The sequence below is a fragment of the Marivibrio halodurans genome (assembly GCF_017963645.1).
GTDB classification, from domain to species: Bacteria; Pseudomonadota; Alphaproteobacteria; order UBA8366; family Aestuariispiraceae; genus Marivibrio; species Marivibrio halodurans.
This window is the reverse complement of the sequence record NZ_JAGMWN010000005.1, coordinates 361479-379879: the sequence shown is the minus strand read 5'-3', so window position 1 is coordinate 379879 and position 18401 is coordinate 361479. Positions and strand designations below refer to the sequence as shown.

Below are 18401 nucleotides of genomic sequence, written 5' to 3'. Positions count from 1 at the left end.
CCATCGTTTGTCATGGTGAATCAGATTTGCGGCCCCATGGGAATCCCTCGTGAGTCTCAATCAGCGAGAGTTGGTATTATGTCCCGAATCCGGCTACCGCGCGCATACCATCGTCGTGGTCGACAAGACGGACACCTTCTCGCCGTCGCAGCGCAGCTATCTAGGCCGGATCATCCGCACCGTCGGGGAGGAGATGCGGCAGTTCGACAAACTGTCGATCTATGTGCTCGACCATAAGAATTTCAGCGCCCCGATCCCCGCCTTCGATCTCTGCAATCCGGGCGACGGCAGCGCGGCCAACACGCTCTATCAAAACCCCAGGAAGATCCGCGCGAAGTTCGAGGCGACCTTCGGCGAGCCGCTCGACCGCGCGATCAACGCGCTCGCCACGACGCAGACAAGTCCGCGCTCGCCGATCATGGAGATGATTCAGGAAGTCGCGCTGCGCGACGATTTCAAGCCGCGCCAGGCGCCGCAACGGCTGATCCTGTTCTCCGACATGTTGCAACACATGCCGGGCGACTACAGCCAGTTCCGGGACCCGATCTCCTTCGACTGGTTCGCCGCGCGGACCTACGCGCGCGAGGTCGCGACGTCGCTGGGCGGGGCGGATGTGGAAATCGTTTATCTGCTCAATCCCGAATACGAGGCCCTGCAGACACGGCGGCATATTCTGTTCTGGGAACAGTATTTCAAATGGATAAATGGAAATTTGGTTGAAGTGAGGCCGATAAGATGAGCCTGAGCTACAAACTGGGCCGAAGTGCCACACGGGCCGCCTCTCCATTGGGCTTCGATGTCCTGACCATATCGTTCTTTGTCGCCGTGGCCGGCGGGGCGTTCTTCAGCTTCTCCTTCTATTTCGTGCCGCCGGCCGGGGTTTTTCCTATCGTGGGACCGTTCCTGCTCACGCTCTTATATTGTGGGGCGGCCGTGGCTCTTCTTGCCACGAAGAAGCGCTTCGACTTCGAGCAGATCGGGGACAGTTGTTATTATCTCGGCTTCCTCATCACTCTCTTCTCCTTGATTGCGAGCCTCCTGGCGCTCGGCGGTGGGGACCTCGGGGTCGGTAATCGCGTGATCCTGGAGCGCTTCGGCGCGGCGCTCAGCACCACCGTGATCGGTATGTTGGCGCGCGTCGTGATCGTGCAGGTCCACCGCTCGCCCGAGGACAATCGCAGCATGGCCGATCACGAGATGTCGCAGACCATGGTGGATCTGTCGGGCAGCGTGAGACGCGGGGTCGAGGAGTTCGACGCCGCGCTTCGCAAGGCATCCGCAATGCTGACCGAGATGGCCGAGGAGGTCAGGACCGAACTGCGCGACGGCGCCGCGCAGCAGACGCGTACCGTCGAGGAGATTACCCGGTCCTTCGAACGCGCCCTGGACGGCGTCACGGACAGGTTGAGCGAACGCATCGGCACCGTCGAATTCGAGCCGGAGGGCTTCAAGCAGTCCCTCGGCGCGCTCACCACGGCGATCGAGGAGGAGATCGCGAAATTCCGGGAGCAGCTGGCGGACCTCAAGAAATCCACCAATCAGAATAAGACCGCCTGGGGCAAGCTGACGGAGCAGGTCGATGGCGCCACGGAGCGCATGCAGGCGGCGCAGGAGAACCTGAAGGCGATGGAGATGATCGTCGAGGGGCTGTTCAAGGGCGCGAGCGCGTCGGAGCAACTGGCGGCGCGGCTCGACTCCTTGAATACGCGGTTGGAGGAAACGGCGTCGGCCATGGAATCCGGCGGTAACGCGATGCGCGAGCAGGCCACGGCCGCCCAGGAGGATATCGATCTCATCCGTAAGCTGCGCGAGGAGATGGAAGCGGAGCGCCGGCAGATCGTCACTGCGGTCGATGATGTCTTCGCCCAATTGACGAAGGCCGCCCGCGCAATCGTCGACGTGTTGAGGTGAGGCATGGGAGCTTTCGGTGAGAGAGGGGCTCAGGCCCGGTTGCGCAAGGCGGAGGTCCGAAACGCGAGCGTTCTGGAGTTGATGCTGATCATCATCTTTGTCGCGTTGCTGATGTTGGGCGGCGCGATGACGCGCCTGACCGAATATGAGGGGCAGGTCGAGGATCTCCAGAGCGAGGGGGCGAGCCGCGAGGCGTTGGAGAAGCGTCTCGCCGGCGCGGCCGCGCGGATCGGGGAACTCCGCGCTCAAATGCTCGATCTGCGGCGGCAACTTGCCCTCATGCGCGACAAGGGCGAGGAGGTCGGCGAAACCCTGGTCGCCATCGACCGCATCAAGGAGCAGTTGGAAGGGTATGGCGGCGGCACGCCGGTCGAAACCTTAGCGGATGTCGAGGCGGCGGTGACGCGTCTCGTCCGCGACATGGATGCCGCGAAGTCGGCGCGCGCCGCGTCGGACGACTTGGTGGCGGAGGTGGCACGTCTCGAAGCGGAGATGTCGGCGCGCCGTGCGCGGGCCGAATCGCTGGAGCAGGCGGTCTCCCGCGTTGCGCAAAGTCTGAACGTGCCATTGGATACGCCGGTGGGTGACGTGCTGCGGCGGGTCGAGGATGAGGTGGGCGCACTCCGCTCCGACCTGACGAGCGCCCGCGACCGTGTCTCCGCGATGGAGGCGGCGGAGCAGGAGCGCCTGCGCAAGGTGCGCGGCTATGTGCCGTGCTGGGTCGACGCGCGGGACAATCCGGAATTCACCTACGATGTCACGATCGCGGACTATCGCTGGATCGTGGAGCCCGGTTGGCCCGCCCACCGCGCCGACGATGTCCGGGCGCTGGATATCCTTCATATCCCCCGGAACAATAGCCTGACGCTGGAGCAATGGCGGGACTTCGCCGCGCCGATCTATGATCATGGCCGCGCGCGCGAGGATGATTGCCGGTTCCGCGTCCGGCTCTACGACCGGACGACGACGAAGGAGAGTTATCAAGCCGGCCTGCGCTGGGCGGAGCGCTATTTCATCGCGGCGAAGCGAAGCCGGTGAGCGATGATGGCGGCGGGAACGCAAGCGACCGGTCGCGAGGATCTGCTGCGGCAGGTCCTGGCGCGGCTGGATGCGGCGGTTCGCGGACGCATCGAGGCCAAGTGGTCGGCGCATTCCGCCTCCGCCGAGGAGGCGGCGTCCACCCGCCACGACGGTCTCCTCAAGGCGCTGCGGGAGAGCGGTCACGCGGAGGTGGCCACCCTCTTCGAGGACCTGATACGCGATTTTGAGGATTTACGCGAGACGGCCCGGCGCCGGGAGATGCGCGCCCGGGAGGACCGGAAAGGCTTCAAGAAGACAATCAAGCGATTGAAGGCGGAGAACCGCGCGCTACGACGTCGGGAACGCGAGGTGCCGCAGCAAATCGCCGCCGCCCTCCGATCAGAGAGGGAGGAGTTCGAGCGAACGATCAAGGAAATAATAGAGGATTCGAGGCGGATCGTCACTTGGCGGAATGCAGTGCTGTCATTCGTTGTAATTACAGTGAGTTTGGGAGGCATTCTTTTGGCCGCCTATGTCGGCGCGGGGATGAGCATCTGGGTCTCAAAGGATCACTGGCACGATGCCAGGGGGTACCTGCATGACTGGTTCGCATGGGCTGTGGAAGTCTCCGAGGAGCAGCCGGTCGACGCCGAACCCGAGAAAGGCGATCCCACAAATTCGCGCGAGGACGTGACGCAGGACGAGACCGGAGAGCAGTCCCAGGGCGCGCCGGTGATCGCCCCTTCCTTGAAGGGCGGTGGCGGTCCTCCCTATGGGGCGGGACGCGAAGGCGTGGACGACCATCCCCGCATGCATGCCAACCCACATGCCGCGCGCAGCCGGTTCGTTCCGTAAACCCCGCCTTGGGCCCTATGCCGCCCCCATGCTTGCGGCGGGTCGTCGGGGCCCCTTATGCTCCGACGGTCATGGAACCGGTCGTCACCCTTCCCGATATCGAGGCCGCGCGAACGCGGATCGAGGGGCATGTGATCCGCACGCCGCTGGTTCCCAGCCCATCCTTGAGCGCGGTTACGGGCGCGGATGTGCGCCTCAAGCTCGATCTGCTGCAACCGTCCGGCGCCTTCAAGCTGCGCGGGGCCACGAATGCCCTGCTTTCCCTGTCCCCGGCGGACCGGGCGCGGGGTGTCACCTGCTGTTCCACCGGCAATCATGGCCGGGCGGTCGCCTATGCGGCGGGGCGGTTGGGCATTCGCGCCGTCATCTGCATGTCCCGGCTGGTGCCCGCCAACAAGGTTCGCGCGATCGAGGCGCTGGGCGCGGAGGCGCGCATCGTCGGACGCAGCCAGGACGAGGCGGCGGTGGAGGCCGGGCGTCTGGTGGCCGAGGAGGGCATGGTGATGATTCCGCCCTTCGACCACAGGGACGTGGTCGCGGGGCAGGGGACCTGCGGGCTGGAGATCGTGGAGGATTGGCCGGAGGTGGATACGGTGATCGTCCCGCTGTCCGGCGGCGGGTTGATCGCCGGCGTCGCCGCGGCGGTGAAGGCGCGGCGGCCGGCGGCGCGCATCGTCGGCGTCAGCATGGATCGCGGCGCGGCGATGCAGGCCAGCCTCGCGGCCGGACACCCGGTCGCGGTGGAGGAGGTGGCGAGCCTCGCCGATTCGCTGGGCGGCGGTATCGGCCTCGACAACCGGATTACCTTCGCTATGTGCCGCGCGCTCGTCGACGAGGTCATCCTGGTGGATGAGGCGGCGATCGCGCGGGCCATGCGCCATCTCTATCGTGCGGAGCAACTGGTCGCGGAGGGCGGCGCGGCGGTGGGCGCGGCCGCGTTGCTGGAGCGGTCGGTAACACGTCCCGGCGGTCACATCGCCGTGATCGTGACCGGCCGGGGCGTCGATATGGACTTGTTCACGCGGATCGCATCGGGTGAGGATGTCGATCCGGCAGCGGTATCTGGTTAGGTGCCGTGCATGGGGAGATCGGAGGGCGGATGCCTGACATTCTGATCCTGACGGAAAAGGACCTGCGGGCCTGCGTGGCGCTCGACGGCGGCACGGTGGATATCGTGGCGGAGGCCTTCGCCACCCTGTCCGGGGGCAAGGCCGTCATGCCGCCGGTGCTGCGCATGGACATGGCGGAGCGCAACGGCGAGGTCGATGTGAAGACCGCCTATGTGCCGGGCTTGGACGGATTCGCGGTCAAGACCAGCCCGGGCTTCTTCGACAACCCGAAGAAGGGCCTGGCGACGACGAGCGGACTGATGACCGTCCACGGCGTGGAGACGGGCCATGTTCAGGCGGTCCTGCTCGACAACGGCTATCTGACGGATGTGCGCACCGCGGCCGCCGGCGCGGTCGCCGCGCGCCATCTGGCCCCGGAAGCCATGGATACGCTGGGTATCGTCGGTACGGGCATGCAGGCGCGCCTTCAGGCGCAGGCCTTCTGCCTGGAGCGTCGGGTCGACCGGGTTCTGGTCTGGGGCCGCGATCCGGACGCCTGTGCCAAGGCGGCGAAGGATATCCAGCGCCTGACCGGCCGGGAGAGCGCGCCGGCGGCGAGCCTCGCCGGGCTTGCCCGGCAGTCCCAGGCCATCGTGACCGCGACCGCCGCGCGTAAGCCGCTGATCGATACCGGCCTTATCCATTCGGGGCTGCACATTACCGCCATGGGGTCCGATTCCGAACATAAGAACGAGATCGCCCCGGAGGTGGTCGCCGAGGCCGACCTCTTCGTCTGCGACCATCATCAGCAATCGGCCCGCCTTGGCGAATTGCACCATGCGATCGGCGCCGGGCTGGTGCCGGAGGATATGGAGGTGACGGAACTCGGCGCCATCGTCGCCGGGACGAAGCCCGGCCGGACGGACGCGGATCAGATCACGCTTTGCGATCTGACCGGCACGGGCGTCCAGGATACCGCCATCGCCGTCCATGCGCTGAAGGTGGCGCGGGACAAGGGCTTCGGCACGGTGATCGCCAATTGATTGCTCGACGGACGGCTTTCACCGCCCGCTATAGATCGATATCGGGGTGCGGTCCCCGTTCCAGATAGGTGCCGAGCACGACGAAGGATTTCGCGGCCCGCACCCCCTCCATCTCGTAAAGCCGGGCGAGCAGGCGTTCGAGATCGCCCGTGTCGCGCGTGCGCACCTTGAGAACCACGCCGGCATCGCCCGCGACGGTATGTACCTCCTCCACGTCCGCGATCGCCGCGAAGCTGTCGAGCGTCCTGGTGAAGGCGCGCCCTTCCGTCTCCACATGGATGAAGGCCAACAGCGGACAACCGATCGCCGTTCCGTCGAGCCGCGCCACCGTGCCCCGGATGACGCCGTCGCGCTTCAGGCGGCGCACCCGCTCATGCACGGCGGGCGGGGAGAGATGGACGCGTCGCCCGAGTTCCGCATAGGTGCGCGTCGCATCCTCGGCCAGCAGCCTTAATATCCTTCGGTCGGTGTCGTCGATGGCGGGCGGCGCGGTCGGCCGCCGCCGAGTTCCATTCGTTTCTTCCATGCCGGTTGCCCATTCTCCTTGCCGCATCGGGCGGAACCTCATACGGAAAATATAGATCGTACCGAATGAAATATGGAGGAATCAGCCATGAAGGAACAGGATTCGGGCGCCCCCGGCATATGGGTTCTGACCCTCGGGATCATGGTGATCGGGTCCAATTCCTTCGTGTTGAGCCCCATCCTGATCGACGTGGCCCGCGACCTGGACAGCACACCCATCGCGGTGGCACGGGCGATCTCCGCCTTCGGGGCGGCGACGGCACTGACCTCCTTCCTCTTCGCGCGGAGCGCCGTCACCTGGTCGGCGCGGCGCATCCTGTGCGTCGGCGGCACGGTGCTTGCCCTTTTCCTGTTGGGCAGCGCGCTGTCGCGGGCATGGTGGCACCTCGCGCTCTGCCAGGCGGCGATCGGGGCCATGGTGGGGGGCATGTTGCCGACTATCTACGATGCCGCCACCGCCAATGCTCCGGCGGGACAGGGCGGCCGAACCCTCGGCCGCGTCATCCGGGGATGGGGGATCGCGCTGGTACTGGGGGTGCCTTTCTCCGCCTTCGTCGCGGACATGGCCGGGTGGCGGGCGGTCTATCTCATCCTGGCCGGGTTCGCGGCGCTGACGGTGGCGGGCTTCGCGCGTCTGCCGCGCGGTGCGGCTGGACCGGCTGAACCGGCTGGACAGGTTGGGCCGGCGGGGCCGCGCCCCAGCCTGGGGGAGAGCCTGTCGGCGCGGGGCGCGCGGCCGCTGCTGTTGATTTGCCTGCTCTATATGACGGCGTTTTATGGGCTCTATCCCTATCTCGGCACGCGCCTGCACGAGGCGATCGGGGCGAGCGCGAGCCTTTCCGGGATCGTCGTCCTGGCCTATGGCGCGGGTTTCGGGTTGGCGAGCTATGCCATGGGCGCGGTCGATCGCTGGGGCGCGCGGCGGGTTTTTCCGGTGGTTCTGCTGGTGCTGGGGGCGATCTATGTCGGGCTGCCGCCGGCGACGACGCATATCGCGCCCGCGCTCGCCGCCGCCTTTCTCTGGGGCGTGGCGAACCATGTCGGGGTCAATCTGATCATCCTGTTGCTGTCGCGGCGTGGAGAGACGCGGCGGCGCATGCTGCTCGGCCTGCATACGACGATCACCTATGGGTCGATCTTCCTGGGGCCTTTCCTGCTGGGCCAGCTTTATGACCGGATCGGCTTCGCGGCCGCCTGCGCGGCGTCGGCGCTGTTCGTCGTGCTGGCGGCGGCGGTGGCCTGGACACGGCGCGCGGACTGGTAGGGCGAGCCGACGTGAGGGGAGGCGTGGCGGGCGCCCCCGCGATTGACCGCGCCGCCGCATCCGCCTATATCGCCCGCACCCGTAGAACGGACGCCGGGGGCGTGGCCCCTGCCGCGCTGGCCCACCCGCCCCCCGATGGGGAATGGGCAAGCCAATCCGCCCGGCGCATGAGGGATGATAACGATGACGGACACGCGCGTTCGGGCGGGGCTGTTGCTGCCGCCCATGCTGGCCATGGGTCTGGTGATCCTGGCCGCCAATATCCTCGTCCAATATCCGATCCAGGCGACCGTCGGCGGCTTGAACCTCGCCGACTGGCTGACCTACGGCGCGGTCAGCTATCCGATCGCCTTCCTGGTGACCGACACGACCAACCGGCTGTTCGGCGCGGGCGCCGCGCGCCGCGTCGTCTATGTCGGCTTCGCGGTCGGGGTGATCCTGTCGCTGATCTTCGCGCCGACACGGATCGCGATCGCCTCCGGCTCGGCCTTCCTGCTGGCGCAGTTGCTCGACGTCACCGTCTTCGATCAACTGCGTGCCAAGAGCTGGTGGAAGGCCCCCTTTGTCAGTTCGTTCCTGGGATCGGCGGTCGATACGGCGCTTTTCTTCTCGATCGCCTTCGCCGGTACGTCGGTACCGTGGGTCAGCCTCGGCTTCGGCGATTTCCTGTCGAAGCTCGCCATGGCGCTGCTGCTGCTGCCGGCCTTCCGCGCCATCGTCGCCTTCTATCCGAGGACCCTCCGCGCGGCCGAGGCGGCCTGAGCGCCGGCGCCCGAGCGAAACCGTCCATGCGTGTCGATCTGTTCGATTTCGACCTGCCGCCGGAGCGGATCGCGCAGGCCCCCGCGAGCCCGCGCGATTCCGCCCGGCTGCTGCATGTGCCGGCGGTGGGCGGTTTCGCCGATCGCGGGGTCCGCGACCTCCCGGACCTGCTGCGGGCGGGCGATCTGCTGATCGTCAACGACACGAAGGTGATACCGACCCGCCTTCACGGGCGGCGGGCGGAAAGCGGCGGCGCGATCGAAGCCACCCTGGTGGAGGAGATCGCCGCCGACCGCTGGCGCGCCTATTGCCGCCCGGCGAAACGGTTGAAGCCCGGCGACGCGATCCTCTTCGCCGATGGGGTTTTAGGCGCGCGGGTGGCGGAGAAGCAGGCGGACGGACGTGTCGATCTGCTGTTCGACCGGTCGGGGAGCGCGTTGCGCGAGGCCCTATGGGCCGTCGGGCGGATGCCGTTGCCGCCCTATATCAAGCGTCCACGCCCTGAAGCGGATGCGGATATGGAAGCCGAAGCGGCCACCCCGGACGACCGGGCGGCCTATCAGACCCTCTTCGCGCGGGAGGAAGGGGCCGTCGCGGCGCCGACGGCGGGGCTGCATTTCACCCCGCGCCTGATCGAGGCGCTGGAGGCGGCCGGGATCGGCCGGGCCCATGTCACCCTGCATGTCGGTGCCGGCACCTTCGCGCCCGTGAAGGCGGAGGATACCGACGCCCACATCATGCACAGCGAATGGGCGCGCCTGCCGAAAGAGACGGCGGAGGCCATCGCCCGCGCGCGCCGCGACGGCGGGCGCGTCGTGGCCGTCGGCACGACGGCGCTGCGCACGCTGGAGAGCGCGGCCCGGGAAGCCGTCGCGACCGGCCGGGCGGGCACTGTCCCGCCCTTCGAGGGCAGCACAGACATTTTCATCACCCCCGGTCACCGCTTCCATGGGGTCGATCTGTTGTTGACGAATTTCCATCTGCCGCGCTCCACCCTCTTCATGCTGGTCAGCGCCTTCTCGGGGCTGGAGAGGATGCGGGCGGCCTATGCGCACGCCATCGCCGCCGATTATCGGTTCTTCAGCTATGGCGACGCCTGCCTGCTGGAGCGGGCGGATGGCGGCGGCGCCGATGACGGGAGCCCGCGCCGATGACCGATTTTTCCTTCACCCTGCATGCGACGGACGGACAGGCGCGGCGCGGAACGGTGACGACCGCGCACGGGCCGGTTGAGACCCCCGCCTTCATGCCCGTCGGCACCGCCGGCACGGTCAAGGCGATGACGCCGGAGGATGTCGCCGCCACGGGGGCGGAGATCGTGCTGGGCAATACCTATCACCTGATGCTGCGCCCGGGCGCGGAGCGGGTGGAGCGCCTGGGCGGCCTCCACCGCTTCATGAATTGGCCGGGGCCGATCCTGACCGATAGCGGCGGGTTCCAGGTCATGTCGCTCGCCGATCTGCGCAAGCTGACGGAGGAGGGGGTCCGCTTCCGCAGCCATATCGACGGCAGCTATCACACGCTGTCGCCCGAAAGCTCCATGGATATCCAGCGCCGGCTCGACGCCGATATCACCATGGCTTTCGACGAATGCACGAAATATCCGGCCAGCCGCGAGGAGGTGGAATCCTCCATGGAGCTCTCCATGCGCTGGGCGGCGCGCTCGCGCGCGGCCTTCGTGGCGCGTCCGGGCTACGGCCTCTTCGGTATCGTGCAGGGGGGCGTTCACCAGGATTTGCGCGAACGCTCGGTCGCGGCGCTGACGGATATCGGCTTCGAGGGCTATGCCGTCGGTGGCCTCGCGGTCGGGGAGGGGCAGGAGCTGATGTTCGAGGTGCTGGATTATACCGTGCCGCTGCTGCCCACGGACAAGCCGCGCTATCTGATGGGCGTGGGCAAGCCAGACGATATCGTCGGCGCGGTGGAACGCGGCATCGACATGTTCGATTGCGTGCTGCCCACCCGGTCCGGCCGGACGGGGCAGATCTTCACCGCGCGCGGGCCGATCAATCTGAAGAACGCCCGGCATGCGGACGATCCCCGCCCGTTGGAGGAGGACTGCCCCTGCCCGGCCTGCGCGAACTATTCCCGTGCCTATATGCACCATCTTGTCCGCGCGGGTGAAATGCTGGGGCCGATGCTGGCGACGCGCCACAATGTGCAGTTCTATCAGCGCCTGATGGCGGGGCTGCGGGGCGCCATCGCGGAAGGCCGGCTGGCGGCGCATGCGGCGGCCTTCCGCCGAACCTACGCGATGGGCGACATCGCGCCCTTGTAAGGGTACCGTCCCGCCCATGACGGACGACGACCGCAAGCAGGCGATCACCGACCGCGCGCTGGCCGAGGGGTTCAGTGTCGCCGGCGTCGCGCCGGCCCGGGTCGGCCCGCGGGAGCAGGCGCGCCTCGACACCTTCGTCGCCAATGGCGAACATGGTGAGATGGGCTGGATGGCCGATACGCTGGCCCGCCGGCGCGACCCCCGAACCCTCTGGCCGGAAGTGGAGAGCGTGCTGGTCCTCGGCCTCAATTACGGGCCGGAGAGCAACCCGATGACGGCGCTCCGCCGGCGCGACCGGGCCAATATCTCCGCCTATGCCCGCAATCGCGACTATCACGACCTGATCAAGAAGCGGCTGAAGCGCATCGCGCGTTGGATGGTCGAGACCTATGGCTGCCGGGTGAAGGTCTTCGTCGACACGGCCCCGGTGATGGAGAAGCCGCTGGCCGCGCTGACCCGCGTCGGCTGGCAGGGCAAGCACAGCAATCTGGTCAGCCGGGACCTGGGAAGCTGGCTCTTCCTGGGGGAGATATTCACCGACATGGCCCTGCCGCCGGATTCGGCGGAGGGCGATCATTGCGGCGGCTGCCGGCGGTGCCTCGACATCTGTCCGACCGATGCCTTCCCGGCGCCCTATACGCTCGATGCGACGCGCTGCATCAGCTATCTGACGATCGAGCATAAGGGGCCGATCCCGCACGAATTCCGGGAGGCGATGGGCAACCGCATCTATGGCTGCGACGATTGCCTCGCCATCTGCCCGTGGAACAAGTTCGCCGTCCCGACGGAGGAAACCGCCTTCCTGCCCCGCCCCGGCGCGCATGGGGCGCGGCTGGAGCACCTCCTGACCCTCGACGACGCGGCGTTCCGCGCGCTCTTCACCGCCTCGCCGGTGAAGCGGATCGGGCGCGACCGCTTTCTGCGCAACGTGCTGATCGCCTGCGGCAATAGCGGGGAGGAAAGCCTCGCCCCGCCGGTCGAGCGCCTGTTGGAGGATGCCGCCCCCGTGGTGCGCGGGGCGGCCGTCTGGGCGCTCTCGAAACTGGCGCCCGCGCGCTGCGCGAGCCTCGCCGGCAAGCGCGAGGCGGAGCGCGACGCCGACGTGATCGAGGAATGGGCGCGCGCGCTGGGGTGAATCTACCGCCAACTGCTTATGGAATGCCTCTTACCCTTCATATCTTCAAACTGAAGGCCGGCATCTTGGTCGATCGTCGCTTATGTCCATGCGGGTCCCGCAAAAGACGTATAGGAGCCGATAAAAATCTACTGCGTGTAGCATAAAAGAAGAAACCAAGAGATCAGATAGCTTTAATTGTAGCTATGGAAATTAGCACAGGCTGAGATATTAAGCGAATGAAGGGCATTTGATCTAACTGACTAAGCGTGCGCACTCGTCACCAGCTAATAAGAGCGAGCAGCCCGATAGATGCCCCCAGAACAAAAAGAAAAAAAGAGTCAGCCAGGAAAGATCCCGTGCGTGGTTCTACCCAATTTCCGAATCGCGTTACCGGTTTGCTATTGATCGAAATATCTGCTCCGTGTGGATTCGCATCATCCATTAAATACACACGGTATGAAAAAGTCAATTGACCCAAAATAACAATGCCTGCAATAACCAGTCCGGCAACAAAGAAAAATAGAGAAATGACAGCTATATTTGGAGACAGGCTGCATGTAAGGCTTGCGCCAATAAAACTTAGGACTGCGACTGCGCCTCCCGCATTGATCAAAACAAAGTAGCGTGTGGCCGTTTGTAACCATTGCTCGAATCTCTGTTCGGGGGTGTCGCTCATTGTTTTTTCCCGGTTTGGTCTGTGTACACTCTTAATTTTGCTGTTTTGTCATTCTTTGTCAGCAATCTAAGATCGGCTTTCTCCTTCATGTGTCTAGGGGCTGGTACAGGTCAGAAGCGGGTATTGTGTCAAAGTTTGAAACTTCTTCGCTCCCTGCTGGAGCCGACCCGGAAGAACGGAACGCTCTATATCGGATCGACGACAGAGATCGGTCGATGCCTGGAACAGCATCGAAACGGCGCGGTGCGCAGCTTTGCGCATAAATATGGCGAGCTCCGCCTGGCCGTCTCCAACCTCGCGATTAGAAGCGCAGCAGGAACCGCACCAGCTTGCGCGTTCGCTCCGAGAAGAGCGTGCCGGTGAAGGCGCTGCCGGCGGCGCGCTTGCTGGCTTCGGAGCGTGTGGGGTAGGGGGCGATGACACCGGCGAGCTTGCCGATCCTCATCCGCCCCTGCACGGCCAGCGCCCAGGGCAGCAGCAACTCCCCCGCCCCGGCGCCGACGATGGTGGCGCCGAGGACGCGGCCGCGCTTGTCCAGCACGGCCTTCACGAAGCCGTCCGTCCGGCGTTCGGCCTGGGCGCGGTCGTTCTCCTCGAAGCCCCAGCGCAGGATCGTGACATTGCCTTCGCCGTGGCGCGCGAGCGCGTCGTCGGCCAGCAGCCCGACATGCGCCAGTTCGGGATCGGTGTAGGTGACCCAGGGGACGGCGCGGTCGTCCGTCCGGGCCCAGACCATGCGGAACAGCGCCTGGCGGATCACGATCCCGGCGTGATAGCCCGCCATGTGCGTGAATTGCGGCCCCCCCGCCACGTCGCCGATGGCGAAGACGCGGGCATTCGTCGTCCGAAGGCGCCGGTCGACGGTGATGCCGCGCCGGTCGTGGGCGATGCCGGCCGCCTCCAGGTCCAGGCCGTCGGTCGTCGGCACCCGCCCCGCCGCCACCAGGACATGGCTGCCGGTAACGGTCTCCGTCCCGCCGTCGGCGTCTTCGACGGTTAGGGTGGCGCCGCCGCCCTCGCGCGCGCTTGCGCCGGTTACCTTGGTGCCGTCGCGTAGATCGACGCCTTCGGCGCGCAATCGCTCGACCACGACGGCGGTGGCCTCCGGATCGTCCTTGGCGAGGAAACGGCCGGCCTCCAGCACCGTCACCCGCGCGCCGAGGCGCCGGTGCGCCTGCGCCATCTCCAGCCCGATGGGACCACCGCCGATGACGATCAGATGATCGATCTCCTCTTCCAGGCCGAAGATCGTCTCGTTGGTCAGATAGGGGATGTCGGCCAGCCCCGGAATCGGCGGCACCAGCGGCGTGGAGCCGGTGGCGACGACGATCCATTTCGCCCGCACGACGGTGTCGCCCGCCGTTACCTCGCGCGGGCCGGTGAAGCGCGCGCTTTCCTGCAGGACGGTGACGCCGAGGCCTTCGAACCGCTCGACACTGTCATTGGGGGCGATTGCCTCGATCACGTGGCGGACATGGCGGTGCAGGCCCGCGCGGTCGATGGCCGGCTCGACGGGCGCGATACCGAAGTGCCCGGCGGCGCGCATGCCGTGGGCCGCGTGCCCGGCGGCGATCAACGCCTTGGAAGGGACGCAACCGTGATTGAGGCAATCCCCGCCCATGGCGCCACGCTCTATCAGGACCGTGCGCGCGCCCATCTGCGAGGCGCCGGCGGCGACGGACAGCCCACCGCTGCCCGCCCCGATGACGCAGATGTCGGTATCGATCGTCTCGCCCATGAAACCGGTTCCGTCGCCCGCCTTGATCCATACCCCGATGAGGTGGGCGCGAGACTAACCCGGCGCGAGGGGCGCGCGCATCACAAAGCCGTCACAAGCGCGTGGGCTTACAAGGGAGCGGGCCTTCAGTCGGCGAGCGCCTTGGACGCGATCTCGTAGCAATCGCGGCTCAAATCCTTGGTGGCGAGGATACGCTCCAGCGCGGCCTTCATCATGTCGCGCCGGGTCTCGTCGAAACGCCGCCAATGGCCCAGCGGCCCGATCAGCCGCGCCGCCACCTGCGGGTTCAGCCGATCGAGCGCGATGGTCTGTTCCGCCAGGAAGTCGTAGCCCGCGCCGTCCGCGCGGTTGAACTGCACCGGGTTGGCGGCGGCGAAGGCGCCGATCAGCGCGCGCACCTTGTTCGGCTTGCGCATGGAGAAGACCGGGTCCTGCATCAGTTTTCGCACGCGATCCAGCGTATCGGCCTCGGGCGAGGTGGCCTGGACGGCGAACCATTTGTCCATCACCTGCTCGTCCTCCTTCCAGCGCTCGCGGAAGGCGGCCAGTGCCTCGTCCCGGCCCGGCAGGCCGTTGCCGGTCAGCAGCATGATCGCCGCCATGCGGTCGGTCATGTTGTTCGCGGTCTCCGCCTGAAGCCGGACCAACTCGGCCGTATCCGCCGTGCCGCTCGCCGCCAACAGGGCGAGACAGGCATTCTTGAGCGCCCGGCGCCCCGCCTGCTCGGCATCGGGGGCGAAGGCCTCGTTGCTGCGGCGCGCCTGATAGGTGGCCAGCAGGCGGTCGTAATGCGCGTCGGCCAGGGCACGCTTCAGCGTCTCGCGCGCGGTGTGGATCGCATCCACGTCGACGATCTTCATCTGCTCGCCGATATATTCCTCGGTCGGCAGCGCCAGGACCTGCGCGCGGAAGGCATCGTCCAGCCCGTTATTGGCAAGGGTGTGGCCGATCGCCTCGATGAAGGCGGGATCGGCCTTCGGCGTCTCGCCCCGGCCGAGGCTCTCGATCATCTCCAGCAACAGGTCGCAGGCATATTGCTGGCCCGCCTCCCAGCGCGCGAAGGGGTCGGTGTCGTGCGCCATGAGGAAGGCGCGGTCCTCCCGTCCGATGCGTTGGTTGAGGCGGATCGGCGCGGAGAAACCGCGATTGAGGGAGAGGCGCGGCCGCTCCGCAACCCCCTCGAAGGTGACGCTCTGGCGGTCCTCCGTCAGCAGCAGGACGGTTTCCGTTCCCCGGTCCTCGCCCTCGATCCGGATCGGCATCTCCCGCCCGTCGGGCCCGATCAGGGCCAGCGCCAGCGGAATCGTCACCGGCTGCTTCTTCGGCTGGCCCGGCGTCGGCGGGGTCATCTGGGCGAGAGTGAGGGTCAGGGTCTCAGCCTCGGGATCGTGATGGCTTTCCACCGTCACCTCGGGCGTGCCGGCCTGGGCATACCAGCGCTTGAAATGATCGAGGTCGCGGCCGTTCGCGTCGGCCATGGCGGCGACGAAATCGTCGCAGGTGACCGCCTGGCCGTCATGCCGCTCGACATAGAGGCGCATGCCCTTCTGGAAGCCCTCCTCGCCAAGCAGCGCATGCAGCATGCGGATCACCTCCGCGCCCTTCTCGTAGACGGTCGCGGTATAGAAGTTGTTGATCTCCATATAGCTGTCGGGCCGCACCGGATGGGCGAGAGGGCCCGCATCCTCCGGAAACTGACGCGCGCGCAGCATGCGCACGTCCTGGATGCGCTTCACCGGGCGCGAGCGCATGTCGGCGGAGAATTCCTGGTCGCGGAAGACGGTCAGACCTTCCTTCAGGCTCAATTGGAACCAGTCGCGGCAGGTGATCCGGTTACCGGTCCAATTGTGGAAATATTCATGCCCGACGATGGATTCGATCGCGGCGAAATCGCCGTCGGTCGCGCTTTCCGGGTCGGCCAGGATATATTTGGCGTTGAAGACGTTTAGGCTCTTGTTCTCCATCGCGCCCATGTTGAAATCGCTGACGGCGACGATGTTGAAGATGTCGAGATCGTATTCGAGCCCGAAGCGTTCCTCGTCCCATGCCATCGAGCGCTTCAGCGATTCCATCGCGTAACCGGCGCGGCCCTCGTTACCATGCTCGACATGGATGCGCAGATCGACCGCGCGGCCGGAGCGCGTGGTGAACCGGTCCGCGATCCAGGCGAGGTCGCCCGCGACCAGCGCGAAGAGATAAGCGGGCTTCGGGAACGGGTCTTCCCATACGGCATAATGCCGGCCGTCGTCGAGATCGCCGCTCTCCACCAGATTACCGTTGGAAAGCAGGACCGGGCACGTCTTCTTGTCCGCGCGGATGGTGACCGAATAGCGGCTCAACAAATCCGGCCGGTCGATGAAGGGGGCGATCCGGCGGAAGCCTTCCGCCTCGCACTGGGTGCAGAAGACGCCGTTGGAGCGGTAGAGCCCTTCCAACCGCGTATTGCTCTGCGGATCGATGGCGACACGGGCGGTGAGGGTGAAGCGCTCCGGCACCTCCGCGATGGAGAGCTTGTCGTCCTCCATCCGATAGGCGTCCTCCGGCACCGAAGTGCCGTCGATTTCAAGGGCGAGCAATTCCATCCCCTCGGCGTCGAGGGTGAGCGAGGGGGCGCCGCCGTCGACCCGCTCGACCTCCAGCACCGCCTCCACGATCGTGCGCGTCGGGTCGAGATCGACCGTCAGCGCCGTCCTGGGGATGGCGAAGGCGGGGGCGGTATAGTCGGAAAGGCGGATGACGGGCGGTTGCTCGGTCTTCATGAAAGCTCCACGGCGTTCGATGTGACGGCGGGTACGGACGGCGCGCGGGCCGCGCCTCCTTCTTCGCACCCATCTGTTACTTACATCGGATGCGCGGGGCGCAGGTCAAGCCGCTGCGGCATTCTCGACCGCCGCGGCACGTCGGCGGCGGGCCAGGATACGTAGGCGGGAATGCAATTCCTCCCGCTCAACATAGCAGCCGCGCAGCCAGCGATCGCCGGTCGTGGGATCGAAGCCGGTGCGTCCATGCAGGATACGCCGGTTATCGAAGCCCAGCAGATCGCCCGGCTTCAGCCGAAGGCGGATGGTGAAAGCCGGGTCGTCGGCCAGCGCGAAGATCGTGCGCAGCCCGTGATAGATGCGATCGGTATCCTCGAAGGAGGCGCGGACGGGCGCCCGCAACCAGGGGCTCCACCGGATTTCCTCGTAACCGCCGTCCGGGCCGAGGCGGATCATCGGCGCGTCGTGCCGGTAATCGGTGGCCGTCGCCTTGTTGTAGTAGGTCAGCGGCAGGGTCGTCAGCGCCTCGAAGGCCGCCGGGTCCGCCACGCGCAGATCATCCGCGATCCGGAAGCCGTCCACCAGCAGGCTGTCGCCGCCGTCCGCTTCGTTGGCGAGGCAGTGGAGGAACTGCAGGCCCGGCACGAATTCCCGCGTGGCGAGGTCGGTATGCACCGGCAGCGTCATCGTGGTGTAGGCGTTGGAATCCGCGTCCGGTTTGGAACGTACGTCGAAGACGGACCCGAAATTGGTCGCGCGGATCGGCCCCAGGCGGGCCGGCACGGTCTCGATAACCTCCGGCGTGCTGTCGAGATTTTCCAGGATCGCGAGACCGTGGACATGCAGCGCCTCGACCCAGCGCGCCTCCTCCGCCGGATCGGAAAGGACAGTGGGGCCGTCGAAGCGCGGCACCGCGTCCGCCATCATGGCCGCGTCCCAGCGCACGCGGGATGGCAGCGCGTGGAGGCCCGCGCCGTCCTCGCCGTCCGTCGCGCCGTGGCTATAGGCACGCAGCCAGCCCGGGTGGAAGCGGGAGCGCTCGCCGCTCGACCAGCGCACGCCGAGTCCGCCGGCCGCATCGACCCAGGCCTCCGCGGCCTCCAGGTCGGTCGGTATTTCCAATAGCTGCAACGCCTGTTCGCGCGTTACCGGATGGGTGGTTTCGGGGTCCGGCGCGTTCTCGCGCAGCCAGAAGACATGATAGCGGCAGATCAGCCCGTCCTCCCAGACGACCCGCACGGCGCGGCCCGCCGCTTCCGCCTCCACCAGCCGATGGGTGATCGGATAGGCGTCGAAATCGGGCGGGTCGGCGGGGGCGGTGGCGTCTTGCCCGATGGGGTCGTGCCCGATGGGGGCCTGCCCGGTGCGGCGCGTCGTCGTCTCGGTCATGCCAAGCCTCTCTAT

The 18401-nt window shown here is 66.7% G+C and carries 16 protein-coding genes; 11 read left to right on the top strand and 5 right to left on the bottom strand.

Translation table 11 applies throughout. The features are described from left to right. Positions 1–49: 49 nt before the first annotated feature. From KAJ83_RS12940 to KAJ83_RS12915, 6 genes are all read left to right on the top strand, one after another. Positions 50–739 carry a hypothetical protein gene (locus KAJ83_RS12940; protein ID WP_210682485.1) on the top strand — a complete coding sequence of 230 codons (690 nt, stop codon included), beginning with the start codon at positions 50–52 and terminating at the stop codon, positions 737–739. After that, a complete protein-coding gene (locus tag KAJ83_RS12935) occupies positions 736–1911 on the top strand; it encodes a hypothetical protein (protein ID WP_210682484.1) in 1176 nt (391 codons plus the stop codon). The genes KAJ83_RS12940 and KAJ83_RS12935 overlap by 4 nt, the downstream gene beginning before the upstream one ends. 3 nt (positions 1912–1914) lie before the next feature. After that, the gene (locus tag KAJ83_RS12930; protein WP_210682483.1) at positions 1915–2949 is read left to right on the top strand and encodes a hypothetical protein; all 1035 of its coding nucleotides are present in this window, start codon (positions 1915–1917) and stop codon (positions 2947–2949) included. A gap of 3 nt (positions 2950–2952) precedes the next feature. Beyond that, positions 2953–3786: a hypothetical protein gene (locus KAJ83_RS12925; RefSeq protein WP_210682482.1), complete on the top strand. Its 834-nt coding sequence runs from the start codon at positions 2953–2955 to the stop codon at positions 3784–3786. Positions 3787–3857: 71 nt separating this feature from the next. After that, entirely contained in the window at positions 3858–4856 is a 999-nt protein-coding gene (eutB, locus tag KAJ83_RS12920; protein WP_210682481.1) for a hydroxyectoine utilization dehydratase EutB, read from the top strand. A 29-nt stretch (positions 4857–4885) separates the two neighbouring features. Continuing rightward, entirely contained in the window at positions 4886–5878 is a 993-nt protein-coding gene (locus KAJ83_RS12915) for a cyclodeaminase (protein WP_210682480.1), read from the top strand. A 28-nt stretch (positions 5879–5906) separates the two neighbouring features. Here KAJ83_RS12915 and KAJ83_RS12910 read toward each other — a convergent pair whose 3' ends face one another. After that, on the bottom strand, positions 5907–6404 hold the full coding sequence (locus KAJ83_RS12910) for an Lrp/AsnC family transcriptional regulator (RefSeq protein ID WP_246484485.1): 498 nt from the start codon (positions 6402–6404) through the stop codon (positions 5907–5909). 87 nt (positions 6405–6491) lie between these two features. Between KAJ83_RS12910 and KAJ83_RS12905 the strand changes: the two genes are divergently transcribed. The 5 genes from KAJ83_RS12905 (at position 6492) to queG (ending at position 11842) form a co-directional block, all read left to right on the top strand. Next, positions 6492–7667, top strand: coding sequence for an MFS transporter (locus KAJ83_RS12905; RefSeq protein ID WP_210682479.1), 1176 nt, complete (start codon positions 6492–6494; stop codon positions 7665–7667). Positions 7668–7850: 183 nt separating this feature from the next. Continuing rightward, positions 7851–8429, top strand: coding sequence for a queuosine precursor transporter (locus KAJ83_RS12900; RefSeq protein ID WP_210682478.1), 579 nt, complete (start codon positions 7851–7853; stop codon positions 8427–8429). Between the two features lie 26 nt (positions 8430–8455). After that, entirely contained in the window at positions 8456–9583 is a 1128-nt protein-coding gene (gene queA, locus KAJ83_RS12895) for a tRNA preQ1(34) S-adenosylmethionine ribosyltransferase-isomerase QueA (RefSeq protein WP_210682477.1), read from the top strand. Next, positions 9580–10707 carry a tRNA guanosine(34) transglycosylase Tgt gene (gene tgt / locus KAJ83_RS12890; RefSeq protein ID WP_210682476.1) on the top strand — a complete coding sequence of 376 codons (1128 nt, stop codon included), beginning with the start codon at positions 9580–9582 and terminating at the stop codon, positions 10705–10707. Before queA ends, tgt begins: the two co-directional genes overlap by 4 nt. A gap of 16 nt (positions 10708–10723) precedes the next feature. Continuing rightward, the gene (queG, locus tag KAJ83_RS12885) at positions 10724–11842 is read left to right on the top strand and encodes a tRNA epoxyqueuosine(34) reductase QueG (RefSeq protein ID WP_210682475.1); all 1119 of its coding nucleotides are present in this window, start codon (positions 10724–10726) and stop codon (positions 11840–11842) included. 259 nt (positions 11843–12101) lie between these two features. Here the strand turns inward: queG and KAJ83_RS12880 are convergent, their stop codons facing one another. The 4 genes from KAJ83_RS12880 to KAJ83_RS12865 all read right to left on the bottom strand — a co-directional run bounded on the left by KAJ83_RS12880 (position 12102) and on the right by KAJ83_RS12865 (position 18386). Continuing rightward, positions 12102–12500 carry a hypothetical protein gene (locus tag KAJ83_RS12880; protein ID WP_210682474.1) on the bottom strand — a complete coding sequence of 133 codons (399 nt, stop codon included), beginning with the start codon at positions 12498–12500 and terminating at the stop codon, positions 12102–12104. Positions 12501–12801: 301 nt separating this feature from the next. Further along, entirely contained in the window at positions 12802–14238 is a 1437-nt protein-coding gene (locus KAJ83_RS12875; RefSeq protein WP_210682473.1) for a dihydrolipoyl dehydrogenase family protein, read from the bottom strand. 125 nt (positions 14239–14363) lie between these two features. Beyond that, complete coding sequence (gene pepN, locus KAJ83_RS12870; RefSeq protein WP_210682472.1) at positions 14364–16997, bottom strand: aminopeptidase N; 2634 nt, start codon at positions 16995–16997, stop codon at positions 14364–14366. 105 nt (positions 16998–17102) lie between these two features. After that, positions 17103–18386 carry a TauD/TfdA family dioxygenase gene (locus tag KAJ83_RS12865; protein WP_210682471.1) on the bottom strand — a complete coding sequence of 428 codons (1284 nt, stop codon included), beginning with the start codon at positions 18384–18386 and terminating at the stop codon, positions 17103–17105. Positions 18387–18401: the final 15 nt, after the last annotated feature.

Coding starts and splice junctions, on each gene's coding strand:
- KAJ83_RS12925 (WP_210682482.1), top strand. CDS start 2,953: ATGATGGCGGCGGGAACGCAAGCGACCGGTCGCGAGGATCTGCTGCGG.
- tgt (WP_210682476.1), top strand. CDS start 9,580: ATGACCGATTTTTCCTTCACCCTGCATGCGACGGACGGACAGGCGCGG.
- KAJ83_RS12915 (WP_210682480.1), top strand. CDS start 4,886: ATGCCTGACATTCTGATCCTGACGGAAAAGGACCTGCGGGCCTGCGTG.
- KAJ83_RS12900 (WP_210682478.1), top strand. CDS start 7,851: ATGACGGACACGCGCGTTCGGGCGGGGCTGTTGCTGCCGCCCATGCTG.
- KAJ83_RS12865 (WP_210682471.1), bottom strand. CDS start 18,386: ATGACCGAGACGACGACGCGCCGCACCGGGCAGGCCCCCATCGGGCAC.
- KAJ83_RS12905 (WP_210682479.1), top strand. CDS start 6,492: ATGAAGGAACAGGATTCGGGCGCCCCCGGCATATGGGTTCTGACCCTC.
- KAJ83_RS12930 (WP_210682483.1), top strand. CDS start 1,915: ATGGGAGCTTTCGGTGAGAGAGGGGCTCAGGCCCGGTTGCGCAAGGCG.
- queG (WP_210682475.1), top strand. CDS start 10,724: ATGACGGACGACGACCGCAAGCAGGCGATCACCGACCGCGCGCTGGCC.
- KAJ83_RS12880 (WP_210682474.1), bottom strand. CDS start 12,500: ATGAGCGACACCCCCGAACAGAGATTCGAGCAATGGTTACAAACGGCC.
- KAJ83_RS12935 (WP_210682484.1), top strand. CDS start 736: ATGAGCCTGAGCTACAAACTGGGCCGAAGTGCCACACGGGCCGCCTCT.
- pepN (WP_210682472.1), bottom strand. CDS start 16,997: ATGAAGACCGAGCAACCGCCCGTCATCCGCCTTTCCGACTATACCGCC.
- queA (WP_210682477.1), top strand. CDS start 8,456: ATGCGTGTCGATCTGTTCGATTTCGACCTGCCGCCGGAGCGGATCGCG.
- eutB (WP_210682481.1), top strand. CDS start 3,858: ATGGAACCGGTCGTCACCCTTCCCGATATCGAGGCCGCGCGAACGCGG.
- KAJ83_RS12875 (WP_210682473.1), bottom strand. CDS start 14,238: ATGGGCGAGACGATCGATACCGACATCTGCGTCATCGGGGCGGGCAGC.
- KAJ83_RS12910 (WP_246484485.1), bottom strand. CDS start 6,404: ATGGAAGAAACGAATGGAACTCGGCGGCGGCCGACCGCGCCGCCCGCC.